Raw genomic sequence first — 20,693 nt, 5'->3', positions numbered from 1 at the left:
AAATTACACTTTGTTTTCTGCGTGCGCACATGAATATAATTGGCAAAAAACGCGGCAGAAAATAAAAAATCCAACACTCAATTTTACAAAGTGCTGGATTTCAGAGGTATAAAATTCAGTATTTTTTCACAAGGACAAATTATCTCCGACTTAAATTGTTTGTAATCGGAACATTTATTCTATTCCTGAAAATAGAAATGTATGCTTGCCGCACATTTTGGCTATCTTGCTTTTTTATCAAGGATATAGATAATGCGACATACACCGTTGGGATAGCTTTTCAAAGAGGAAAGCGTCCAGTGTTGCTCTGGCAGAGCCGACTTAAAAAAATGTCGTCCGCTTCCGGATATGAAAGGAACGGTGTATAGTATGATTTCATCCACAGCGTGCATCCGCAGCAGTCCGTTTATATAGTCTGCCGTGTCCGGTGTGGCTTCCGCGAGGTAACGGATGTTTGTGCAGTCTTTTCTCCATTCGTGCAGCATTGAAATGGAATAGTCCGGTGTCACACGGTAAAAGGCTTTCTTCCTGATTTCATCAAGACCGCAACGGTCAAGGCACAAATCCTGATGTGCTTTATCATATAACTCTGAAGAAAGACATCCGTCCATCGTCAGTACGGCGAGAATCTGAACTTTACCCATAATCGTTTCCTTTCGTTAGGCAAGGGTAAAAAAGTAGCGTGCAATTCACACTACCTTCAAGCGATGGCTCTGGTAAAGCCTTTACGGAGAGTACGTGAATGCACGCTATGCGTAAGCATAGCATAAGCATCACGCAATCGTCTCCGTAGTTCCAATTTACCAGATTTTCGCTTGAAACGCCTTGCGGTCTTATCCTATATGTTGGCGGCGAAAAGCTCCTGCCAATCGCCGTTTTTCTCAAATGTTATGCAAAGATAGCCAAATTCAGTGAATTACGGGCTATGATTGCTTGAATTTATATTTAAGTCCATACTCTTCAAGTTTGCTGTATAGTGTTGTCCTGCCTATGCCGAGCAGTTCTGCGGCGACACTCCGGTTGCCGTTTGCCTGTTTCAACGCACGCAATATCCGCTCCTTATCCTCCGCGTCATTGCGCAAGGCGAAGCTGACAGTAGAGGTCGGTTTCGTCACGGCAAGTTCCAGATGCTCTTTCATGACAACACCTTCCTGCGCCTGCAATACAGCACCCATAACTTTCTGCCGAAGTTCCCGCACGTTGCCCGGCCATGCGTGTGTCAGCAACGCTTTACGTGCTTCGGAACTGAACCCGCTCACGCTACACTCCAGCTCTCTGTTTGCCATATCACGGAAGAACTCTGCCAGCGGCATAATGTCTTCTTGACAGTCACGCAACGGAGGAACGGTTATCCCGAAGTCGTGCAGGCGGTACAGAAGATCCTGCCGAAAACGCTTTTCATTCACCGATACCTCCAAATCTTCATTGGTAGCAGCGATGATGCGGACATTGAAATTCCGGTCTGCCTTGTCTCCGACCGGGCGATACCGCCTCTCCTGTATGGCACGGAGCAACATCTGTTGGGTTTCCAACGCGAGGTTTCCTACCTCGTCCAGAAACAACGTGCCGCCTTCCGCCTCATGGAAATATCCTTTCTTGGCATTGTCCGCACCTGTAAATGCACCTTTGACGTGTCCGAAGAAAGCCGACGGTGCAAGCTCTTTGGAGAGTGAACCGCAGTCCACCGCCACAAATGGCTTGCCTGCACGTTTGCTCTTGTCATGCAACAGGTGGGCAATATGCTCCTTGCCCGTGCCGTTCTCACCAAATATCATCACGCTCATATCGGTGGCGGCTACCAGCCTTATGCGGTGCATGATTTTCTGAAAGGCGGAACCTTCACGGGCGAATATAGGCATACGGCGTTGTCCTGCCTGACGTTCTTTCAGTATGGAACGGATCAGGGGGACAAGTTTATCCTCCACAAGCTGTTTGGGAATATAGTCTATCGAGCCGAGTTTCATGCTTTCCACGGCGGTATTAACTTCGGCGTAGTCGGTCATAATGATGAAGGGCTGCATCTTTCCCTCCTTTCGCATCCAGCACAAAAGGTCTATGCCACTGCCGTCAGGCAGACGCAGGTCGGCAACCACGATATCATTATCTGTTGCCTGTTGCAGATGTTTCTTCGCGGTTGAGAGGTGGTAAGCCTTCATATTGCGGTAGCCCTCCCGTGACAGCATATTGCAGACATATTCGCAATACACGATGTTGTCTTCCACCACAATTATTTTTGTCTTATTCATCTTCGTATTTTCTCCTTTCCTCTTCTGCCAACCGTATTATTTCCACTCCCTTATCCAGCACGGCAGTCACGGCATGGCTTAACGCTTCACCATCCGGGAGAGCATCGCCACGAAGCAATCCGTAAAGTACATTCAGCGGTTGGTCGGCACGGAGCACCTCCCACGAACTGCGCAGGTGGTGGATCAGGGAATCCAGCTTTTGCAGGTCTTTTTCTTTTGCTGCATCCCGTACCGCCTGCATTTCCTTTTCTGTTTCAGTTATCAACTTTTCCAGCATGACGGCTTCATTGCCATAGGACAATAAGGCGGAAAAGTCCGGTTTCCCGTCCGGTGTCGCTTTTATGGCACACCTGTCGGAAACCTCCATCAGTTCCGATATGGAGAACGGTTTGAACAGGCATCCGGCAAAGCCTTTTGCCAATAGTTCCCCTTTGTTACAACTGCCCGAAGCGGTTGCCACAACCACCGGGATTGTTGGTGAATTGCCCACGTTGGACGAACGCAACAGTTCCAGCAATTCGAAACCGTTTATATCGGGCATATTCAAGTCTGTCAGCAACAGGCTGTATTCTTTCTGGCGTATCATTTCCATCAGTGCCGCAGCATCGGTGCAAGTGTCGCAGTGTATTCCTTCTTGGGAATACATCTCTTTCAGCATCAGAAGTAATACCTCATCATTGTCAATGGCGACAACATCATGGAATTTATTGTTATGATAAACAGGTGTATTGCTTGTATATCCAAGCTGTTCTTCAGCTTCCTGCATAGAAATTTCAACTGTGAAACGACTGCCTTTCCCTTTCTTGCTGTCTAAACGGATTGTTCCGCCAAGCATCGACACAATATTACGCATTATGGCAAGCCCAAGCCCGAAACCCTCCTTTGCGGCGGCATTTGATAGACGTTCAAACGCACCGAACGCTTGTTTCTGTTCCTCTTCTGTCATGCCTGTACCTGTATCTTCAACGACCAGTGTCAGAACTCCATTATCATATTCAGTAATCAAAGAAACACCGCCTTCTTCTGTGAACTTGACAGCGTTTGACAGCAGGTTATTCCCGATTTGTATTATTCGCTCTTTGTCGGTCAATACAATGGCATCGTGTCCAGTCTTCACGGACAAGGACAGCCCTTTGTTCACGGCAACAGGCATGAACTCCGTTTCAAGTGTGTGCGTGATTGCTGAAATCCGGCAGGGTGACAGACGGGGCTGTTCCTTGCCGTTGTCCAGGCGGAAGAAGTCAAGCAAAGTGTTAAGCATATCCCGCATACGGTCGGAGGATTGCAGTATGTTTTGGATATACTGCCCGGACTTATCCTCACACTGTTCTTTCCGTATCAGTCCGGCATAGCCTGTTATTGCTGTCAGCGGTGTGCGCAGTTCATGGGTGATAGTATGTACCGCCTTCTTCCTTGACGTTATCAGTGCCTCGTTCCGTTGTACGGATTGTTCCAGTTGCCTTATCAAATCAGTTGTCTTGTGCTTGTATTGTTTAATGCTTTTTGCATCACGATGTATGATGATGTAGGAAATTAACAACAATAGAAGAACGAATCCCATTAAACCGCCTACTTGCATAAATGACTTTTCACGCATGGCAACTATTTCGTTTTCCCGGCTTTGCAGTTCGGTTTGTACCTTTTCTTCTATTTGGCAAATCAATTCTTGCAGTTGTCTGTTAAGTTCTGCATTACGAGCTGCAAGGCTGTCGGCTTGTTCCGACAATTGGCGATCCTGCACTTTCTGTTCGCTGATTACGTTTCTATTGACCGAATGAAGGATAGTGGTTGATACTGCTGGAGTTACTTCCTTTTTTTTGCCGAATATGCCTAAGAAACCTTTTCGTTTTGGCTTTTTGGACTGTTCCTGCACACTTTTCTGTACAATAACCGGAATTTGATTGGCTATCTTCTTGTTAATAGATTGTTGTTCATCCATTAACCGGACTATCTGGAACATCTGTCGTTCCTTATCCTCTAAAAGACTGCGCACACTATCGATGCGCTCTGCTGGATAGGTGGCCTTGAAACGGCAGAGCATACTGTCCATTGCCATACGCCGTGCATGGTAATGCTCGATATCTTTATCGTTCCATTCCAGTATTGTTTCACCCAATAGAGAAAATTTTATCATTTGAATATTGATATTGTTTATTTCTTTTCGGAGCTCGTCTATTTTTTTATTGCCAAGTTCTAATGCTTCTATCTCCTGCCATTCATAGAGGCTATTATATGCCATACATCCGATAAGAATGGAGATAAGTATATATCCCAACCGTATTGCCTTATAGAAATTTCCTGACCGCTCCATTATTTTAATGACATTGATTTTTGGAACATGAATAAAAGTTTATCTTTTTCGTTCATGCGGATATTATCAGAATAACCGTCTTTTGTTATTTGATACCCACATGGCTTAACCATAAAAATGCCTAAGCCCTTAGTGTACGAACTTACTTCTGAGGCATAGTCTTTACTTGTATTTAATGGAACTTTCCCTTTAATATGACACCACTCATTATTACAACTGATGTCTTCAATCTCAGACATCAGTTTTTGCAAATCTGTAATAGCTTTGGAACTCGCTACTTGGGGTATCTGCAACTCAAAACAGAGCATCGGTTCGAGAATGTCCACACCTGACTGTTGCAAAGCCAGCCTGAAGACATAAGGGGTCAGCTGTCTGAAATCAGCAGGTGTACTTACCGGGCTATAATACTCGGCTTGAGTAAAAGTTACTTTCAGATCTGTCACTTCCCATCCATGTAAACCAGATTGGCAAGACATACGAATCCCTTCAAAAACGGCATTTTGAAAAGAATGGTTCAGATAACCATAGGAGATGTCACTTTCGATTTGCAACCCTGCCCCTAACGGTAAGGGTTCAAGAGTCAGCCCTATTGTGGCCCAGTAAGGGTTGGGTGGTACTTCGATCTGAATAATCTTATTGACCTTTTTTATAGGTCGTTCTTTGTAGATAGTCTTGATCTCATCAAAATGGACCTTTACGGAAAATCGTTCTTCCAGCAATGTCTGTATGATTTCCTTTTGGGTCAAACCATATAACGAGATTTCCAATTCATCACTATATGAGTTTATGGAAAAGGACAAAGACGGGTCTTCAATCCACAATGTATTCAGAGCGGATATCACCTTGCTTCTCTCTTCGGGCTTATTTGGCCGGACGGAGGATTTGAGAGCGGGATGCTGATGAGATAATCCTTGAATCAAACAAGGTTTAGCACCTAAATAATCTCCGATTCGAAAATCTTCTATATCTTCTACAATCGCGATATCATTGGCACCCACTTCATCAACATTTATCTCTCTGCCCTGATAAATAGTCTTTAGATTTTTAATCTTGATGAATTTTTCCGAATCGTTGATTCTTACAACGTCTCGAAGTCTCAGACTTCCGTCAATTATTTTAAGAAAACTTCTTTTATGCCCTTTGGGGTCATGCTCTATCTTATAGAGATAAGCTGAAAGTCTGTTTGAGACTGATGCCGGAGGAAGTATAAAAGAAGAAATGGCGTCCAACAACTCATTGATACCGATATTGAACATTGCTGATCCATGTAGCACCGGATAGACTTTGGCTTTTGCCACAAGAGCGATTATCGTATTCCAATAATCAGCCGGTGAAATTTCGCTATCCGCCAAATATCGTTCTAATATATCGTCGTCATGGTTGCATACAAATTCTTTGTATTCTTCCTTTATATATGTTTGGGAGCAAACCGGATAAACCGATCCATCGACAACAGTTTGCATAAACAGGACATCTTGCGACAGATTTGTTTTTATATCCATATACAAACGCTCCAAATTCACACCGGCACGGTCAATCTTATTGATAAATATAATTGTCGGGATTTGCAGCTTTTGTAAAGTACTGAACAGCAACTTTGTCTGCGCTTGTATGCCTTCCTTTGCGGATAAGATGAGGACTGCTCCATCAAGCATTTTGAATGTCCGCTCCACTTCCGCAATAAAATCCATGTGTCCCGGAGTGTCAATGATATTGCATTTCACTCCATTCCAGATAATAGATGTCGTAGAAGCCCGGACAGTAATTCCTCTACGTTTCTCTATATCCATAGAGTCCGTTATGGTGTCACCATTATCCACACGGCCGCACTTTTCCGTTGCTCCACTGGCAAACAGCAGATTCTCGGTTACGGAAGTTTTTCCTGCATCAATGTGAGCAAGAATTCCTAAATTTATAATATTCATTTGGATTAAGCAATAATATACTACAGTAGATGCATTGTCGAAACGCACCTTTTAATACCTCCTCGTAGCATATGAGAACTACAGGATTACTAACTCGTATTAATATGTATATTATTACTGCCGCATAACGATTACAAAATTACACAAAAAAATATATCTAACAAAAGTGGGAGGATTTTTTAACTTTTTACCATAGACATTTTATTAGGGAAGCGTAGGTTCAACTGGCAAGTACAAATAAGTAGAAATGTTTGAACAACACCGTTTTAGGAAGTTGAAAAATCAAGTTTCTCTCTCGGTATAGCGTTTATTTTGGCCAATATCTTCTTTAGTTTAGCATTTGTGTATTTCCCATTCGTGTTCTATTTAGCTCCTTATTATGAGTATGTAGCAAGTTACTTATCAAATTCAGCCTCTTTGAGGGTCAAATATGGTTTTGCAAATGGTGACTGACAAGACATAAACAAGGTCAGCAGGAATTTTTTACATAAATGGACATGAATGTATATAACCTAAAATAAGAATAAATTTTAATAAGGGCTGCCCAAAAAGAAAAAAATGCAGTTGCCATCCTATAGATACTTGCAGAAAGGATAAAATTTACTTTTAGACCTTTTGGGATAGCCCTTATTAATACTTCAGATAAAATTCCTTAGGTTATATTTTCAATCCTTTGGACCGGGTTTCCTCCTTGGCATACAGTCCCGGACGCCCGATTATGACATGGTTGGCAACGATACTATCCGCCGGACTGCGTATCTGCGGCGGTGCATTTTCGGGATATTGCGCCTGCCTGTTCCTCACATCTTCCGCTTCCGGCTTGAGCTGTTGCCCTTCATTCTCCTTTTCTGCGACTTCGGGCGTGGGTGGCGCAAGCTCCAGCTGAATTTTTCGGTCAAGGGCGGCAAGTTCGGACTTCAACTGCTTCAGCTCGTCCTCCTTCTTCCACACCTTACCCGCTATCTCCTGTAACTGCGGTATCTCCATCTCCAGCACCTCGTTCTTCGCCTTGTACTGGTCGATGATGGAGGGTATCCTCTCCATCGCGTTGAGGAAGTTGCGGGCGGCGGCCAACGGGTCAGCCATCGCCAGATGCCCGTTGTTGTAGGTGTACTTGTAGTTCCCCTCGACCACGAAGCGGTTGTCGGTGAACTCCAATCCCTCTTTGAGTATCCTTTCGCTCACCACCTTTATCGGAAAACCGTAAAGTTCACCGACCTGCGTGTACAACCCTCCGGTCGTGGCATTCTTGGCTATCTCCTGCAAACGCTTTCCGATGACCTTCTCATCGGCGGAATCCACTCCGTCCACCTTTATTATATTAAGGCGGTTGCCCTCCTTGTCGGTCTGCACCACCGACAGGAAGCGGTTCCAGTCCTCCGTCATGGCATCTATGAAAGCCGTGTTGTTGCGCAACTCGCCGGTCTTTGACTCCAGCTTGAACTCCGAATCACGCTTGCCCTTGTTGAACGACTTGCGTTCCCCTTCGAGCGATGCGATCCGCTTTTCCAGTTTCGCCTTGTCCAACAGGTCGGTATTGCCGGAGAGCAACGCCATGTATTCCGAGAAATTCATGCCCGATTTTTCGTCCATTGCCCCCTCGTCGATGGTACGCGCACCCATCGCACCGCTTTTGAGCTGGCTTATGAAAGTCTGCTTGCAGTGCAGGAGGTTGAACTTGTAGCTGTCCAGTGACTTCTCCACCGCGTAGATGATTACATCCACGTTGTTCCCGGCGAAATGTTTGGCAATCTCATTACCTGCCCTAACTCCGCGTCCGTCACGCTGTTGCAAGTCGGACGGTCGCCACGGCGTATCGAGATGATGGATAGCCACACACCGTTTCTGGGCGTTCACACCCGTTCCGAGCATAGAGGTAGAGCCGAACAGCACACGCACCGTCCCGGCGTTCATGGCGTCTATCACCGCCTTCCGCGCCTTGTCGGTCTTGCACTCCTGAATGAAGCGCACCTCGCTTGGCGGTATACCGTAGTCCTCCGTCAGTTTGCGCTTGATTTCCGAATAGACGTTCCACCCGTCGCCCGGCTGGTATGTCCCCAAATCAGAGAAAACGAACTGCGTGCCTTTCTGGGCGTCGTATTTTTGATAATACTCCGCGATCATCTTGGCACAGTGACTCGCTTTGTTGTCGGGATGATCTTCGTAATTCGGGTCTATCATGCGCATGTCGAGTGCCATTTTCCGGGCATAGTCCGTGGCGATGAGCATCTTCGCCTTTTCTTCCGTTTCCGAAAGCGGCAGCCTGCCCAACAAGGTGGCATCGCCCGTCTTGGCGAACTGCATCAGTTTCTGTATGAAGTCCTCCTGTTCCGGCGTGGGCGGTATATGGTGCAGTATCTCGTTCTTGGCAGGACGGTCAACGCCCACATCCTCCGCCGTGCGGTAGTCCGTGATTTCATTATAGAAGGCGGCAAGCTCCGGCACTTTGATGAAGTAGCGGAAACGCTCCTTCTGGACCACATTGTTCGTCACGTTAAATTCAAAATCCGTCGTCTTCTTGGCAAATATCGCCGCCCAAGCGTCGAAACACCTTATGTCCTGCCGTTCCAGCTCCTTCGGGCGCAGGTACTTGAACAGCAGGTACAATTCAGTCAGTGAGTTGCTGATAGTCGTGCCGGAGAGGAAGGTCGCACCCAAGTCTTTTCCTGTGCGCTCCTGTATGGTGCGTATGGCAAAGAGCATGTTAAGTGCCTTCTGGCTTCCCTCGCTGTTTCCCAATCCCGCCACACGGTCGTGGCGCGTGTTGAAAGTCAGATTCTTGAACTGGTGGCTCTCATCTATGAAGATGTGGTCGATGCCCATCTGCTTGAAATCCACCACGTCGTCCGTGCGTGACTTTATGGCGTGTTCCACCTTCTCCAGCTTCGCTTCAAGGTTGTGCTTGCGCTTCTCCAATCCTTTCAGCATCGCCCGCGACACGTTCTTTCCCTGCTGCCGTAGCACTTCGAGGTTTTCCTCCACCGTGTCAAGCTCTGCTTGCAGGATGCGCTGCTGCAATTCCGGCGACTGCGGTATCTTGCCGAACTGGTCGTGCGACATGATGACGCAATCGTAGTCGTTGTTCTTTATATTATTGAAGAAGCGCACACGGTTGGCGGTCGAAAAGTCCTTCTCCGAAGCGTACAGAATACGTGCGTTGGGATATGCCGCCTGATAGGTGGCTGCAATCTCCGCAACGTTGGCTTTCAGCCCGATAATCATCGGCTTGTGTGCCAAATTCAGACGCTTCATCTCATGCGCGGCGATGCACATTATCAGCGTCTTACCGGTTCCCACCTCGTGGTCGCAAATTCCGCCGCCGTTCTGTTTCAACATCCAGACGCAATCCATCTGTGAGGGATAGACGCTCTTGATACCCCGGCTTGCCAGCCCTTTCAGGTTGAGGTCGGGAAAGGTCTGATGGGAGCCGTCGTAGCGCGGGCGCACGAAACAGTTGAACTTGCGGTTATACATCGTCACAAGCCGCTCCTTGAACTGCGGCGACTGCTCTTCGAGCCATTCGGAGAAGCCGTTTCGTATCTCGTCAATCTTGGCGTTGGCGAGTTGTATTCCCTCGCTGTCGCGCATCTTGATGTCGTTGCCATGCTCGTCCTTGCCGATGGACTTCATCATGTCAGGGCAGGTGTTGTGCAGGGCGTGTTTTAGGAGGTGCATACCGTCATAGTTCCGGTAATACCCCTTCACCAGAAACTCGTCCGTGATTTTCATGGTGCGGTAGCCGCACACCACCGAAAACTCGTCCATGCTTGCGGAATAGGCGATTTTCACCTCCGTGTCGAACAGCCGGCTCATGTAGGCGGCATAGACACCCGTCGGAATCCAGCGTTCCCCGAAATTGAAGTCCAGATCCTCGAAGGCGATGCGCTGCGGCTCGGCATCTTTCAGAGCCTCCAACGCCTGCTTCACCTCCGGCATACGCTCATTTTCGGGATTGTCACCCATCCATGCCTCTATGCGTTCCGCTTTCTCTATGACATTTCCGGCGATGAAACGGTCTTTGATTTCGTAACCGGTCACGAGCGGATTGTAGTAGATGCGCCCTTGCAGGGCAGTGAGCAAATCCTCCGCCGTGCTGTCGGTTATCTCCCGCATATAGTCGAGATTGACCGTACCATATTTGTTGAGCGACGCAGACAGGGCTTCTTCGGGAGAGCCTACGTTGGCATGGCTCTCCACCGCGAAGGAAACAGGATGCTCGAAGATGTCCGCCTTGACGAACTTTCCGTTTTCCATCCGTTCCAGCGAAAGGATGTCGCGCCCGCCCGCATCCATCATCACTAACTTCACGTTCTGCTTGGCGTTGAGGTTGCCGTAGCGCATGACAAACTCATCGTAACAGGTATTCAGATGCTCTCGCCACGGAACATTTGCCTCGCGCCGGAGCGATTCATAACGGTACAGACGCTCGTAGGCGTCACGCAGCGACACATACAACAACGCCTTTTCCTTCTGGTATCCTTTCAGGTCGAGCGGCTGGAATGTCGCCCCGTATGGCGTGATGTCTTTCAGGTAGCCGATGTTATGACGCCCCCGGTCAGCCACCAGCGACCCTTCGCGCAGGTGCATCTCCGGCGTGCGGTGGTAGGCACGCGGAGAAAGGTCCACGACTTCCTCCTTCGGCTTTTCCGCTTCGATGTCGGGGAAAAGGAAAGTCCCCACCGCTTCCGATGGGGTATCTGTAACGGCAGGTGCGGCGACTGCCTCCGGCTGTGTTTCCTCCTGTCGTGGCTGCTCACGGGAAGTTTCCGGCACGGCTTTCACTTCCGTCTTTTCCGCCACTTGTTTCTCGTTATGCTGCCTTGCCAGTTCCCGAAGTTCTTTCCTACGCTCCGGCGTCAAACCCATCATCATTTCATAGAAACCGTTGATGGGAGGATTGGTATCCCAGTCCAGTGTGGCATAGATGTCGTCCGGGTCGGCAGGCTTGGCGGTGTTCTCCGCTTTCACCTCCTTATTCTCCATTGCGGGTTTTGCAGTTGGAGCTGTCGGTGTAACCGTGACTTTCGGTTTGGGCGGAGTGGACTTTGCCGTAACTGCCTTTTTCACCGTCTTTTTCTTTTTGGAGGTTTTCGGTTGGCTGACCTCTTCCGTCATCCCCCAGAGGTCAAGCAGGGTGAGCTGCACGCCTGCGGAATATTGCGGGCGCGGTTCTATCTCCGGCTTTTCATCTGCGGGTTGCGGCTTTTCTGTCGGAGTTTCCACCGTCTGCGCCGAGGATACTGTTTCCAATTTTATGGCAGGACGCTCTACTTTATTTTGAACGGCAACTTTTTCTTCCGTTCCTGCCTGCCGGATTGAACCCGAATACAAGCGCATGGCAAGCCTGTAATGGAAATCCTCGTCGAGCATACGGCGCAAATCCCCGGCGATGCCTGCTGCCTTGCCCTCGTGCAGATAAACCATAGCGGGCTTCCCGTAGGGGTCTGTGTCAAGTTTCGCCATCGTATGCACGATGCGTTCCGGGTGGTGGATGAAATAGGCGTTGTCGGTCAGGGCGGTTTTCGTGTCCGTCTGTATCACGGTCATCAGCCGCTCGTCCTGCGACATTTCCTTCTTGCTGAGGTTCTTTTGCAGGACAATCAGGTCACTGCCCACCTCCGTGCCCGCGTTGTCCGTGAACAGGTTGTTGGGCAGGCGTATCGCGGATACCAGATTGGCCTGACTGAACAGCTCGTTACGCACGGAGGTCTTGGTGCTATTCAATACCCCTTGCGAGGTGATGAACGCCACGATACCGCCGTCACGCACGGCATCCAGTCCTTTGAGAAAGAAATAGTTGTGGATGGTTTTCTGGGCGGAGCGTCTGCCGAAAGAGTCGCTCCGCTGAAACTCCGCGTCGAACACGGCAATGTCACCGAACGGAATGTTGGACACCGCCAAGTCGAAATAATTGTTGAACGGTCTTTCGATTTTCTCAAAACCGCAGGTGCGCATTTTCTGGTCGGGATAGAGATGCCTCAAGATTGTACCCGTGAGCAGATCCTTCTCGAAAGCCATCACATCCGCATTGGGGCTGTGCCGCAGCATGGAATCCACGAACACGCCGACACCTGCCGACGGTTCGAGCATACGGGCGGGGCGGACGCTGTAATCTGCCAGCACGTCCGCGATGGTGTCGGTTATCTCTTTGGGGGTGTAGAAAGCGGTCAGCACGGACGCTTTCAGCGAATCCACAAACCGCTTGTACTCTGTTTCGTCCTTGCTGTTCTCACGGATAAGCCTGTGCAGCTCCACCGTCGGGGCGAACAGTTCGAGGTCGGATTTCGCCCACCGGACGGCATCCGTCAGTTCCTTTGCAGGGTTGAGGATACATTTCAGACCGCCGAAACCGCAGTACCTTTGAAGTATGGCACGCTCTTCGGTTGTCGCTGTCCTATTTTCCCTGTCAAGGATGAATGCCGTCCGTATCGCCTCGATGTTGTCCCGCAGTTTCTGTTTGCGGTTAAACGCCATATTCGTCTAAGTAAAGGACGGTTGCTCCCGTCAGCTCCGTGTAGAGCAGGTCGTAATCGGAAGACAGGGCGAAATTGTCATCCGAGAGGTCATAGACGGAGAACACGTTGCCGACAAGCGGCAGCAGTTTCAGGACAAAGGCTTCACGCTTCTCTTCCGGCACTTCATCGGCAAACTCGTTTTCCACGACTTCGCGGAGGATGGCGTAACGGGAATAATGCAGCCCGCGCAGCAGCGTGTCCATCGCCAGTTCCTGCGCACCATCGGCGGGATAGCCTTCAAGCCGTGCCCTCTCATACGTTTCGGCGGCACGGTCGGCCCGTTCCCGTATGAAAGCGGTGTCGTCAGCCTGTTCAAACTTGTTCGTGCGGAGATAGTCCAGCAGGTACAGACCGTAATAGGAAAAGTCGGTCTGACCCTCGTTTTTCTTCTTGTTGTTCATTACTTTGGATTTAGCGGATTGATAATTAACGGGATAATCGGTTGGAAAAAGGAAGAAAAAGGCACTCGGTATCCCTCCGAGTGCCACCACTAAATCCAAAGTATGAGTGTAATCCGGTATCGAAGAACAATTCATTACTCTGAACAAGTGGCAAAGTTAATACTATTTCTTCCGTCCTGAAAATTTCTTGTCCTTTTTAGCCTCCGGGAACACAAAAGTCGTGTTATATTCCCCGTCAAAGGCGACAACAGCATCGAAACTCTTGCCCTGTTTGCTCTTGAACCCTTTGAGCAGCTTGGTATGCCCTTCGGTGAGCAGGTCTTTGATTTCATCGTCGGACAGGGTGCGTCCCGCTTTCAGCCGGAACACGGGCAGTCCGCACTCCGTGTTGTCGCAGCGTACCACCTTGCCGTAGAACCGCATCCTGCCCGTGCCACACTTGGGACACGCGCAGCCGGAGTCACGGCTGCCGAAGAGCTTGTCGCACGAGATCAGTTCGGAGGTTATCTCACGTGTGTACGCCTCTATCTCCTTGCGGAAGGTGTCGTCGGACAGTTCCCCGCGCTCGATACGCGCCAGCTCCTTTTCCCATTCGCCCGTCATGGCAACATCGGCGATGCGCATCGTCTTGACGACGGAATTGAGGGCAAGTCCTTTTTCGGTGGGAACAAGCGACTTCTTGCAGCGTTCCATGTAACCGCGCTTGAAAAGCGTTTCGATGATGGAGGCGCGTGTGGCGGGAGTACCGATGCCACAGTCCTTCATCGCCTGCCGCAGTGCGTCGTCCTCAATTTCCTTGCCCGCCGTTTCCATTGCCGAGAGCAGGGTGGCTTCGGTATGCAGCGGCTTGGGTTTGGTCTTTCCTTCGGTAATGGACGAGCCTTTCGGTGTCAGCGTGTCGCCTTCCTGCCAGCCGGGGATGGTAATTTCCTCTTTTTCCTCGCCATAGACGGCACGCCATCCGGTTTGCTTCACGACGCTGCCTTTTACGGTAAACTCCACTCCGGCACATTCCGCCGTGACAGTGGTCACATCCTTGACGCATTTCTCAGAGAATGCCTCGACCATGCGCCCGGCAATCATCTGATAGATGGTATTGTCCTCTTTGGAGAGGAAGAGCGGTTTCTCACCCGTGACGAGCAGGGCATGGTGGTCTGTCACCTTGCCGTCGTCCACGCTGCGGCGTGTCGGGGCGGCTTTTGCCCGCACCTTGTCTTTCCATTCGGGCTGTGTGCCGATGAAAGCGAGCAGTTTGGGAATTTCGGCAAACACGTCTTCGGGGATGTAGCGGCTTCCCGTTCTCGGATAGGTTATCAACTTCTTTTCGTAGAGTTTCTGCGCGATTTCAAGCGTCTGTTCCGCCGTGAAGCCGTGCTTGGCGTTGGCTTCTTTCTGGAGCGTGGTCAGGTCGTAGAGCAAGGGAGTTTCCTCCGTCTTCTCCTTGCGCTCGGCTTTCGTGACAGTGGCGCAACCTGCCGCCTTTACCTTATTATATAGTTCCATCGCCGGTTCTTTCTCTTTCCATTTCTCGGAGGATGAGAATTTCACGACTTCGCCGTCGCAACCGTCCGTTGCGATATGGAGCTGCCAGAATGCTTCGGACGTAAAGCGGCGGTTCTCCCAGTAGCGTTCACATACCATAGCCAACGTTGGTGTCTGCACCCGCCCCACGGAATACGTGCCGTGTCCGGCGGCGATGGATAACGCCTGTGTGCCGTTGATGCCCACGAGCCAGTCGGATTCGCTCCGCGCTTTGGCGGCGAGGTAGAGGTTGTCGTATTTGCTGCCGTCTTCGAGTTTCCGCAGTCCCTCGCGGATAGCTTTGTCGGTGAGAGAGCTGATCCACAGGCGCACGAAAGGAGTGGTGCAACCCGTATAGTGGTAGAGGTAGCGGAAGATAAGCTCTCCCTCGCGTCCGGCATCGGTCGCCACGATGATATGTTCGCTTGTGTCGAACAGTCTTTTGATGACTTTTATCTGCGACACCACGCCGCTGTCGGGCTTGTAACCTTTCTCCGTCCTGACCTGACGGGGGACGAGCGTGAATGTGTCGGGAATAATCGGGAGGTTGTCACGGACAAATCCGCGCACGCCGTAGCCGTCGGGCATGGCAAGCTGAACGAGGTGTCCGAATGCCCATGTCACGGCATAACCGCCTCCCTCGAAATATCCTTCCTCTCTCTTTGTCGCGCCCACGATGCGGGCGATTTCACGTGCCACGGAGGGCTTTTCTGCAATGATTGTCTTCATGTCTTCTTCTTTTTTGTTGATACTTTGGATTTTATTTTGGATTCAGTGGCGGACACGGGATTACATTTTCATGCCCTTGCCCGTTTTCTTCTGCGGCTTCTCCTGCTGCTGTTGCTGGCGGGCGTCCTTCGGGTTGGTCTGACCTTTCTGCAACGGCTCTCTCAGATTCTTTGTAGCCTCGTTGGTCTTGCCATCGTTGTTCACCGCCACCTGCGTGCGGCTCTCGTTGGACGGAGCAACCTGCTGTGCATTGTCAGGGTTCGTGTCGTAGCGGTACGGGCGTCCCTTCTCCGGGTTGAACTTGATATACATCGTGGCATGGAAGCCCTGCTTGTCGGTCACGTTCTCCAGCTTCACGGCTTTACCCGCCACATAGTCGGCTTTCTGCTGGTCGGTGAAGCTCACGCCGCTCCATTTGCTGATGGGGCGGATGCTGCCGTCCTCGTTCGTCCACGTGTTGCGGCGTTGCTCCTTCTTGGTCTGTGCGGCATTTTCCCCGCCCTGCGCCTGACTTTTCGATGTGTCGCCTTTGGTTTCCTGTGTCTGTGCGGTACGGGGCGACTTGCCGGTTCCCGGCACGAACTCCACGCCGCGCTGCTCCACGTTCACTTGCAGGGTGGTGACGAACTTTCTGCCGTCGTTGCGCTCGATGAGCTTGTCGCGTACGGGCAGTCCGGCGCGGAGCATGTCCCGCTCCTGCGTGGTGATTTCCGTCTTGCCGATGCGCTCCGGGATGCGCACCCTGCTTGCCGGAATGTCCGTGATTTCATTCGTCTTGCGGTCGATGCTGATGTAGGAGGGGATGATCTCGCCCGTTTCCCTGTCCACAATGTCCACGACCCTACCGAGATTGCCCGTTTCGCGGAGGTTCTTCCGGTCATTGTCGGAGAATTTGTGTTCCTTGTACTCATCCAGCTTCTGCTCCTTGCGGATGAAGTGCGGCACGAGGCTGATGTTTCCCTCACCGTCCTTCTTGAAGGAGAGGCGGGCGTCCAGCTCGAATGATTCGCCGCCGAAGGTCGGTTTGACCTTTACCAAGTCGGACTTGCCATAGTTGAGCATCTTCGTAAGGTCGCCGGACTTTTCAAGGTTGTCCCGCTTTACGCCCCATCTGTCCTCCAGCTCCTGCCAGTTGATTTTACTCTCGTCGATGGGCTGGTAGCCACGTTTGCCCTGCATCTGTTCGGATTTGTCCTGTTGCTGTTCTTTCCGTTGTTCCATGTTCTCCTGTTTTTGAGGTTCTTGTTTCTCTGTCTGTTGTGCTGCCATCTCTTCCTGCACCTTCTTCTCATAGTCGGAGGTGTCCACCTTGTGAGGGGCGAGCAGCTCCTTGTTCGCTTCGGGGTCTTTCAGCAGTTGCTTCATCACCTCTAAGAGATTTTCAGCTTGGTCTGCCGCAATGCGGTAGAAACCGAAGCGGCTGGGTTCCTTGCACTGCCGGAAGAAGTTCTTGAAGAAGTTGTCCAGCACGTCGCCATGTCGGTCGAATTGCAGGAAACTCTGCGCGTTCTCCGCTTTTGCGGGGGTGCGCTTGGGTGTGCCGTCCGCGTTCAGCCCGGCTACCACGCTGATCTCGCCTGTCTTCTCGTCACGGACTACCAGCACGTCCTTTTCGTCTTTTTTCTTTGCCATCTGAAAAATGTTTTAATGGGTTATTTATGAAAGAAATTATGGATACGAGCCTTGTAGAAGGCTATATCTTCCTTTTTGAAGTCCTTGATATGGTTGGAAAGGAATGTCAGCACGTCCTCCTCGCTGTAATAGGTCTTCTTGCCCAGCGTCTTGTAGGGCAATGCGCCTACGCTGCGGTAGCGTTGGAGGGTGCGTTTGCTTATCTGGAGCAACATGCACAAATCCTGATTGTCGAAAAGGCGGATGCTTTCCGTGATAGTGGGCTGTTTCCCCTCAGCCTTCATCGCCAGCAGCAGTTCGTCCTGACGGTCGAGCCGTTCCATCAGCTTCTGCATCCAGCCCTCGAAGTTGTTTCGTGTGAGCAGTTCCATGACCTATGTCCTCCTTCCTTTTGGTTTGCCGCCCGTGCGCAGCGTGTGGTTGTGGAACAGGGTGTCTATTGTCCCTTCCTCGTTCCTTACTGTGTTGTCCTCCAATAGCCGCAGTATCTCGGAAAGGCGGTAGCGGCAGCTTCCGCGTACCACCACATACTCGATACGGTGGTCGGTGCGCATACGCTGCATGGTGCGCTTGCTCACGTTGAGCATCTTCGCCGCCTGTGCCGTGTCAAGCAGCTTGTCTTCGGTTTCCCGCTTCCGTTTCTTCTCGTCCCTTGCCTCGCGGATGTACCCTGCGATGTTCGCAATCTGCGCCATCATCTCCTTGTAGGCGGAACTTTCCATTGTTATCACTTTCATGTTCAGTCCTTTCTTTTTGTTTCTGCGACAAAATTCGGCAATAAACAAAAGGGGCTTTAACAACTCACTACGTGACTCACGTAAGATTTTTGCGGAAGATGGCTCCGTAACCCGGTCAAACGGCGCAACAGGCAGCCTTTCAGCGGAAAACGATACGTCTTGTATGCCGTTTCGTTACCTTTGCGGCAAACTCTAAATGACATGAATATGGAAATAGTATCTATCGAGAAAAAGACTTTCGAGATGATGGTGGCGGCATTCGGCGCACTCTCGGAGAAGGTCGCCGCCCTGAGGCGCAAAAGCGACACGGGGCGCATGGAAAGATGGCTCACGGGCGAGGAGGTCTGCGGGCAGTTGAGAATAAGCCCGCGCACGTTGCAGACGCTGCGTGACAGGCGGCTTATCGGCTACTCGCAGATAAACCGCAGGTTCTATTACAAGCCAGAGGAGGTGAAGCGGCTGATACCGCTTGTCGGCACGCTCTATCCGCACGGCAGATGATTTGATTTATTCACCCACTGAATCCGAAGTTATGATGAACGAGAACAACGATGTTTTTACGATGGAAGACGAGCCGATAGCCTCTGTGGTGCAGGATATGCGCAAAGGCTCGAAATGGCTGTCCGCATTTCTGGAAAGCTACCGTCCTCCGCTGGACGGGGAACGTTACCTGACGGACGGCGAGGTGTCGGAACTGCTCCGTGTGAGCCGGCGCACCTTGCAGGAATACCGCAACAACCGCGTGTTGCCCTTCATACTTTTGGGAGGGAAGGTGCTTTACCCGGAAACGGGGCTGCGCGGGGTACTGGAAGCGAACTACCGCAAGCCGCTGGAGTGAGGCGGTTTCATGAAAAAGTAAACGGGTGACACCTTTTGTGGTGCTACCCGTTTACTTGTCTTATGGGGTATGTGCAATCAGCAATACCCGGCTTTTCCGTTCTGTATGAACATCACGTATGTCTGCCGTTTCTCTTGTGAGAGTGCCTTTCCCACCAGCCATGTGCGGAACAGGTGGGTGTTGTAGGTATTCACCCTGAAAGCGACCGGGATGATGATTTCAAGGGCGTACACGTCCGCGTGCAGCCCGTTTTCAAGCTGCATGTAGCGGCACACCTCGTAGTCGTTCAGCACGTCCGACTTGCGGACGGCTCTGATGGCGGCGTTCACTGCCGGGACGGTCGTATGGAACAATCCGGCTATTTCGGTGGCGGTCATCCACACGTCGTTACCGGTTACGCTGACTGCCTTGTCCTCGATGATGATTGTGTCACGTTTCATGGCTTTTCTTTTTAGATGGTGCAACCTGCAAATTCCTCGACGCCGTTCAATCTTGCGGCAAGGTTCTCCATGTCCTGATTGAGCTTCTCTTTGGTTATCTTTGCGTAAATCTGCGTCGTCTTTATGCTCTTGTGTCCGAGCATGGAGCTGACCGTTTCGATGGGAACACCGTTGGAGAGGAATATCGTCGTGGCTGCCGTGTGGCGGCTCTGATGCCACGTGATATGCTTGGTGATGCCGCAACGCTTGGCGACGGCACGGATACCGGCAAGGCACGTGTTATAATGCGGAACGGGAAATATCCTGCCGTCCCCGCACAGTCCCCGGTATTTGCCGATTATGCGGTTGGCGATGTCGAGCAGGCGGATGTTGGACACCACGCCCGTTTTCTGGCGGTTGATGTTTATCCACTCGTGTTCGTCGAAGTAGGTGCGGATATTCTCTTCCGTAAGGTTGCGCATATCCGCGAACGACAGCCCCGTGAAGGCGCAGAACAGGTAGAGGTCGCGGTACAATTCCTGTTTGGCGTTTTTCAGTTTCCCCTCCATCAGCAGGCGGATCTCATCTTTGGTCAGGAAACTGCGTGTTGTTTCCTCCTTCTTGATTTCATACTCGCGGAACGGGTCGCGCGTCAGCCACTCGTTGTTGATGGCGATGAATACCATCGTCCGTAACGGGCAGACGTACAGCCACACGGTATTGGTGCAGCAGTGCTTGTCCGTGCGCAGGAACATCTCGAAGTCGGAGATGAAAGCCGGGGTAAGCTCTTTTAGGGCGATGTCCTTCACATGGTAGCGGATGTCGAGGAACTCTTGCATGTGCTTGTAAACGGTGCGGTACTTCAGCAGCGTGCCTTTGGCTTTCATGCCTGCCTCCACCTGCTTCTCGTAGTCCTCGTTGTGCTGGCGGAACACCTGCATCAGCGTGTGGTAGCGGTGTTCCAGTCCGAGAAAGGCGTTCTTCACCTTCTCCGCCGTGACGAAGTTGTCACGCTCCATGATTTCCTGATAATGCCTGTTGATGCGTACCCGCATCTTGTCAAGCATACGGTTCGTTTCGAGTGCCGCCGTGCTTCTGCCCGTGACACGTCCACCTTTGGTGTCCCACAGTTTCGGATCGACAGTCAGTTTGCAGCTGAACTGTGTCTGGCTGCCGTCCACCGTGATGCGTCCCATGACGGGAACTGTCCCGTCCTTTTTCACTACCTGACGCTTGAGGTAGTAGATTACTGAAAATGTACTCTTCATTGTCCTTAATTTTTGGGTTTCAAAATTAGTTGGTGAAGAGTCCGGTGTTGGTACGCAAAACGGGGAGGAACGGCGCAATCTTTTTCCGTAACCTGATTTTTCGCATGAGTTATGGATAACTCACTATTCCTTAGAGCCTTGTTTCGCTATT

Annotated in this window: 14 protein-coding genes; 2 read left to right on the top strand and 12 right to left on the bottom strand. The window is 50.8% G+C overall.

Features of this window, described 5'->3' with window-relative positions:
• Window positions 1–221: 221 nt before the first annotated feature.
• The 10 genes from HMPREF9720_RS06250 to HMPREF9720_RS06205 all read right to left on the bottom strand — a co-directional run bounded on the left by HMPREF9720_RS06250 (window position 222) and on the right by HMPREF9720_RS06205 (window position 18,080).
• Window positions 222–644, bottom strand: coding sequence for a dihydrofolate reductase family protein (locus HMPREF9720_RS06250; RefSeq protein ID WP_004291474.1), 423 nt, complete (start codon window positions 642–644; stop codon window positions 222–224).
• A 279-nt stretch (window positions 645–923) separates the two neighbouring features.
• Window positions 924–2,246, bottom strand: a complete 1,323-nt coding sequence (locus HMPREF9720_RS06245) for a sigma-54-dependent transcriptional regulator (RefSeq protein WP_004291471.1) — start codon at window positions 2,244–2,246, stop codon at window positions 924–926.
• The gene (locus HMPREF9720_RS06240) at window positions 2,239–4,557 is read right to left on the bottom strand and encodes a hybrid sensor histidine kinase/response regulator (protein WP_004291467.1); all 2,319 of its coding nucleotides are present in this window, start codon (window positions 4,555–4,557) and stop codon (window positions 2,239–2,241) included. Before HMPREF9720_RS06240 ends, HMPREF9720_RS06245 begins: the two co-directional genes overlap by 8 nt.
• Window positions 4,557–6,482 carry a tetracycline resistance ribosomal protection protein Tet(Q) gene (gene tet(Q), locus HMPREF9720_RS06235; protein WP_004291466.1) on the bottom strand — a complete coding sequence of 642 codons (1,926 nt, stop codon included), beginning with the start codon at window positions 6,480–6,482 and terminating at the stop codon, window positions 4,557–4,559. The genes HMPREF9720_RS06240 and tet(Q) overlap by 1 nt, the downstream gene beginning before the upstream one ends.
• A 657-nt stretch (window positions 6,483–7,139) precedes the next feature.
• Window positions 7,140–12,956, bottom strand: coding sequence for an N-6 DNA methylase (locus HMPREF9720_RS06230; protein WP_004291462.1), 5,817 nt, complete (start codon window positions 12,954–12,956; stop codon window positions 7,140–7,142).
• Complete coding sequence (locus tag HMPREF9720_RS06225; RefSeq protein WP_004304266.1) at window positions 12,946–13,398, bottom strand: DUF1896 domain-containing protein; 453 nt, start codon at window positions 13,396–13,398, stop codon at window positions 12,946–12,948. Before HMPREF9720_RS06225 ends, HMPREF9720_RS06230 begins: the two co-directional genes overlap by 11 nt.
• Window positions 13,399–13,560: 162 nt before the next feature.
• A complete protein-coding gene (gene topB / locus HMPREF9720_RS06220; RefSeq protein WP_004291456.1) occupies window positions 13,561–15,648 on the bottom strand; it encodes a type IA DNA topoisomerase in 2,088 nt (695 codons plus the stop codon).
• A 60-nt stretch (window positions 15,649–15,708) separates the two neighbouring features.
• Complete coding sequence (locus tag HMPREF9720_RS06215; protein WP_004291455.1) at window positions 15,709–17,280, bottom strand: DUF3945 domain-containing protein; 1,572 nt, start codon at window positions 17,278–17,280, stop codon at window positions 15,709–15,711.
• A gap of 20 nt (window positions 17,281–17,300) precedes the next feature.
• Window positions 17,301–17,651: a helix-turn-helix domain-containing protein gene (locus HMPREF9720_RS06210; protein ID WP_004291454.1), complete on the bottom strand. Its 351-nt coding sequence runs from the start codon at window positions 17,649–17,651 to the stop codon at window positions 17,301–17,303.
• A 3-nt stretch (window positions 17,652–17,654) separates the two neighbouring features.
• The gene (locus HMPREF9720_RS06205) at window positions 17,655–18,080 is read right to left on the bottom strand and encodes a helix-turn-helix domain-containing protein (protein WP_004291432.1); all 426 of its coding nucleotides are present in this window, start codon (window positions 18,078–18,080) and stop codon (window positions 17,655–17,657) included.
• Between the two features lie 138 nt (window positions 18,081–18,218).
• On the opposite strand from HMPREF9720_RS06205, the gene HMPREF9720_RS06200 reads away from it, so the two are divergent.
• Window positions 18,219–18,518, top strand: a complete 300-nt coding sequence (locus HMPREF9720_RS06200) for a helix-turn-helix domain-containing protein (RefSeq protein ID WP_004291426.1) — start codon at window positions 18,219–18,221, stop codon at window positions 18,516–18,518.
• A gap of 31 nt (window positions 18,519–18,549) precedes the next feature.
• Window positions 18,550–18,855 (top strand): helix-turn-helix domain-containing protein, encoded by a 306-nt coding sequence (locus HMPREF9720_RS06195; RefSeq protein ID WP_004291424.1) that lies wholly within the window; start codon window positions 18,550–18,552, stop codon window positions 18,853–18,855.
• A 77-nt stretch (window positions 18,856–18,932) separates the two neighbouring features.
• Here the strand turns inward: HMPREF9720_RS06195 and HMPREF9720_RS06190 are convergent, their stop codons facing one another.
• Window positions 18,933–19,295 carry a hypothetical protein gene (locus HMPREF9720_RS06190; RefSeq protein WP_004291423.1) on the bottom strand — a complete coding sequence of 121 codons (363 nt, stop codon included), beginning with the start codon at window positions 19,293–19,295 and terminating at the stop codon, window positions 18,933–18,935.
• Window positions 19,296–19,306: 11 nt separating this feature from the next.
• Complete coding sequence (locus HMPREF9720_RS06185) at window positions 19,307–20,542, bottom strand: site-specific integrase (RefSeq protein ID WP_004291422.1); 1,236 nt, start codon at window positions 20,540–20,542, stop codon at window positions 19,307–19,309.
• Between the last annotated feature and the right edge of the window lie 151 nt (window positions 20,543–20,693).

It is taken from the genome of Alistipes sp. HGB5, from assembly GCF_000183485.2.
GTDB classification, from domain to species: Bacteria; Bacteroidota; Bacteroidia; order Bacteroidales; family Rikenellaceae; genus Alistipes; species Alistipes finegoldii.
This window is presented reverse-complemented; position numbering and strand designations above follow the sequence as displayed.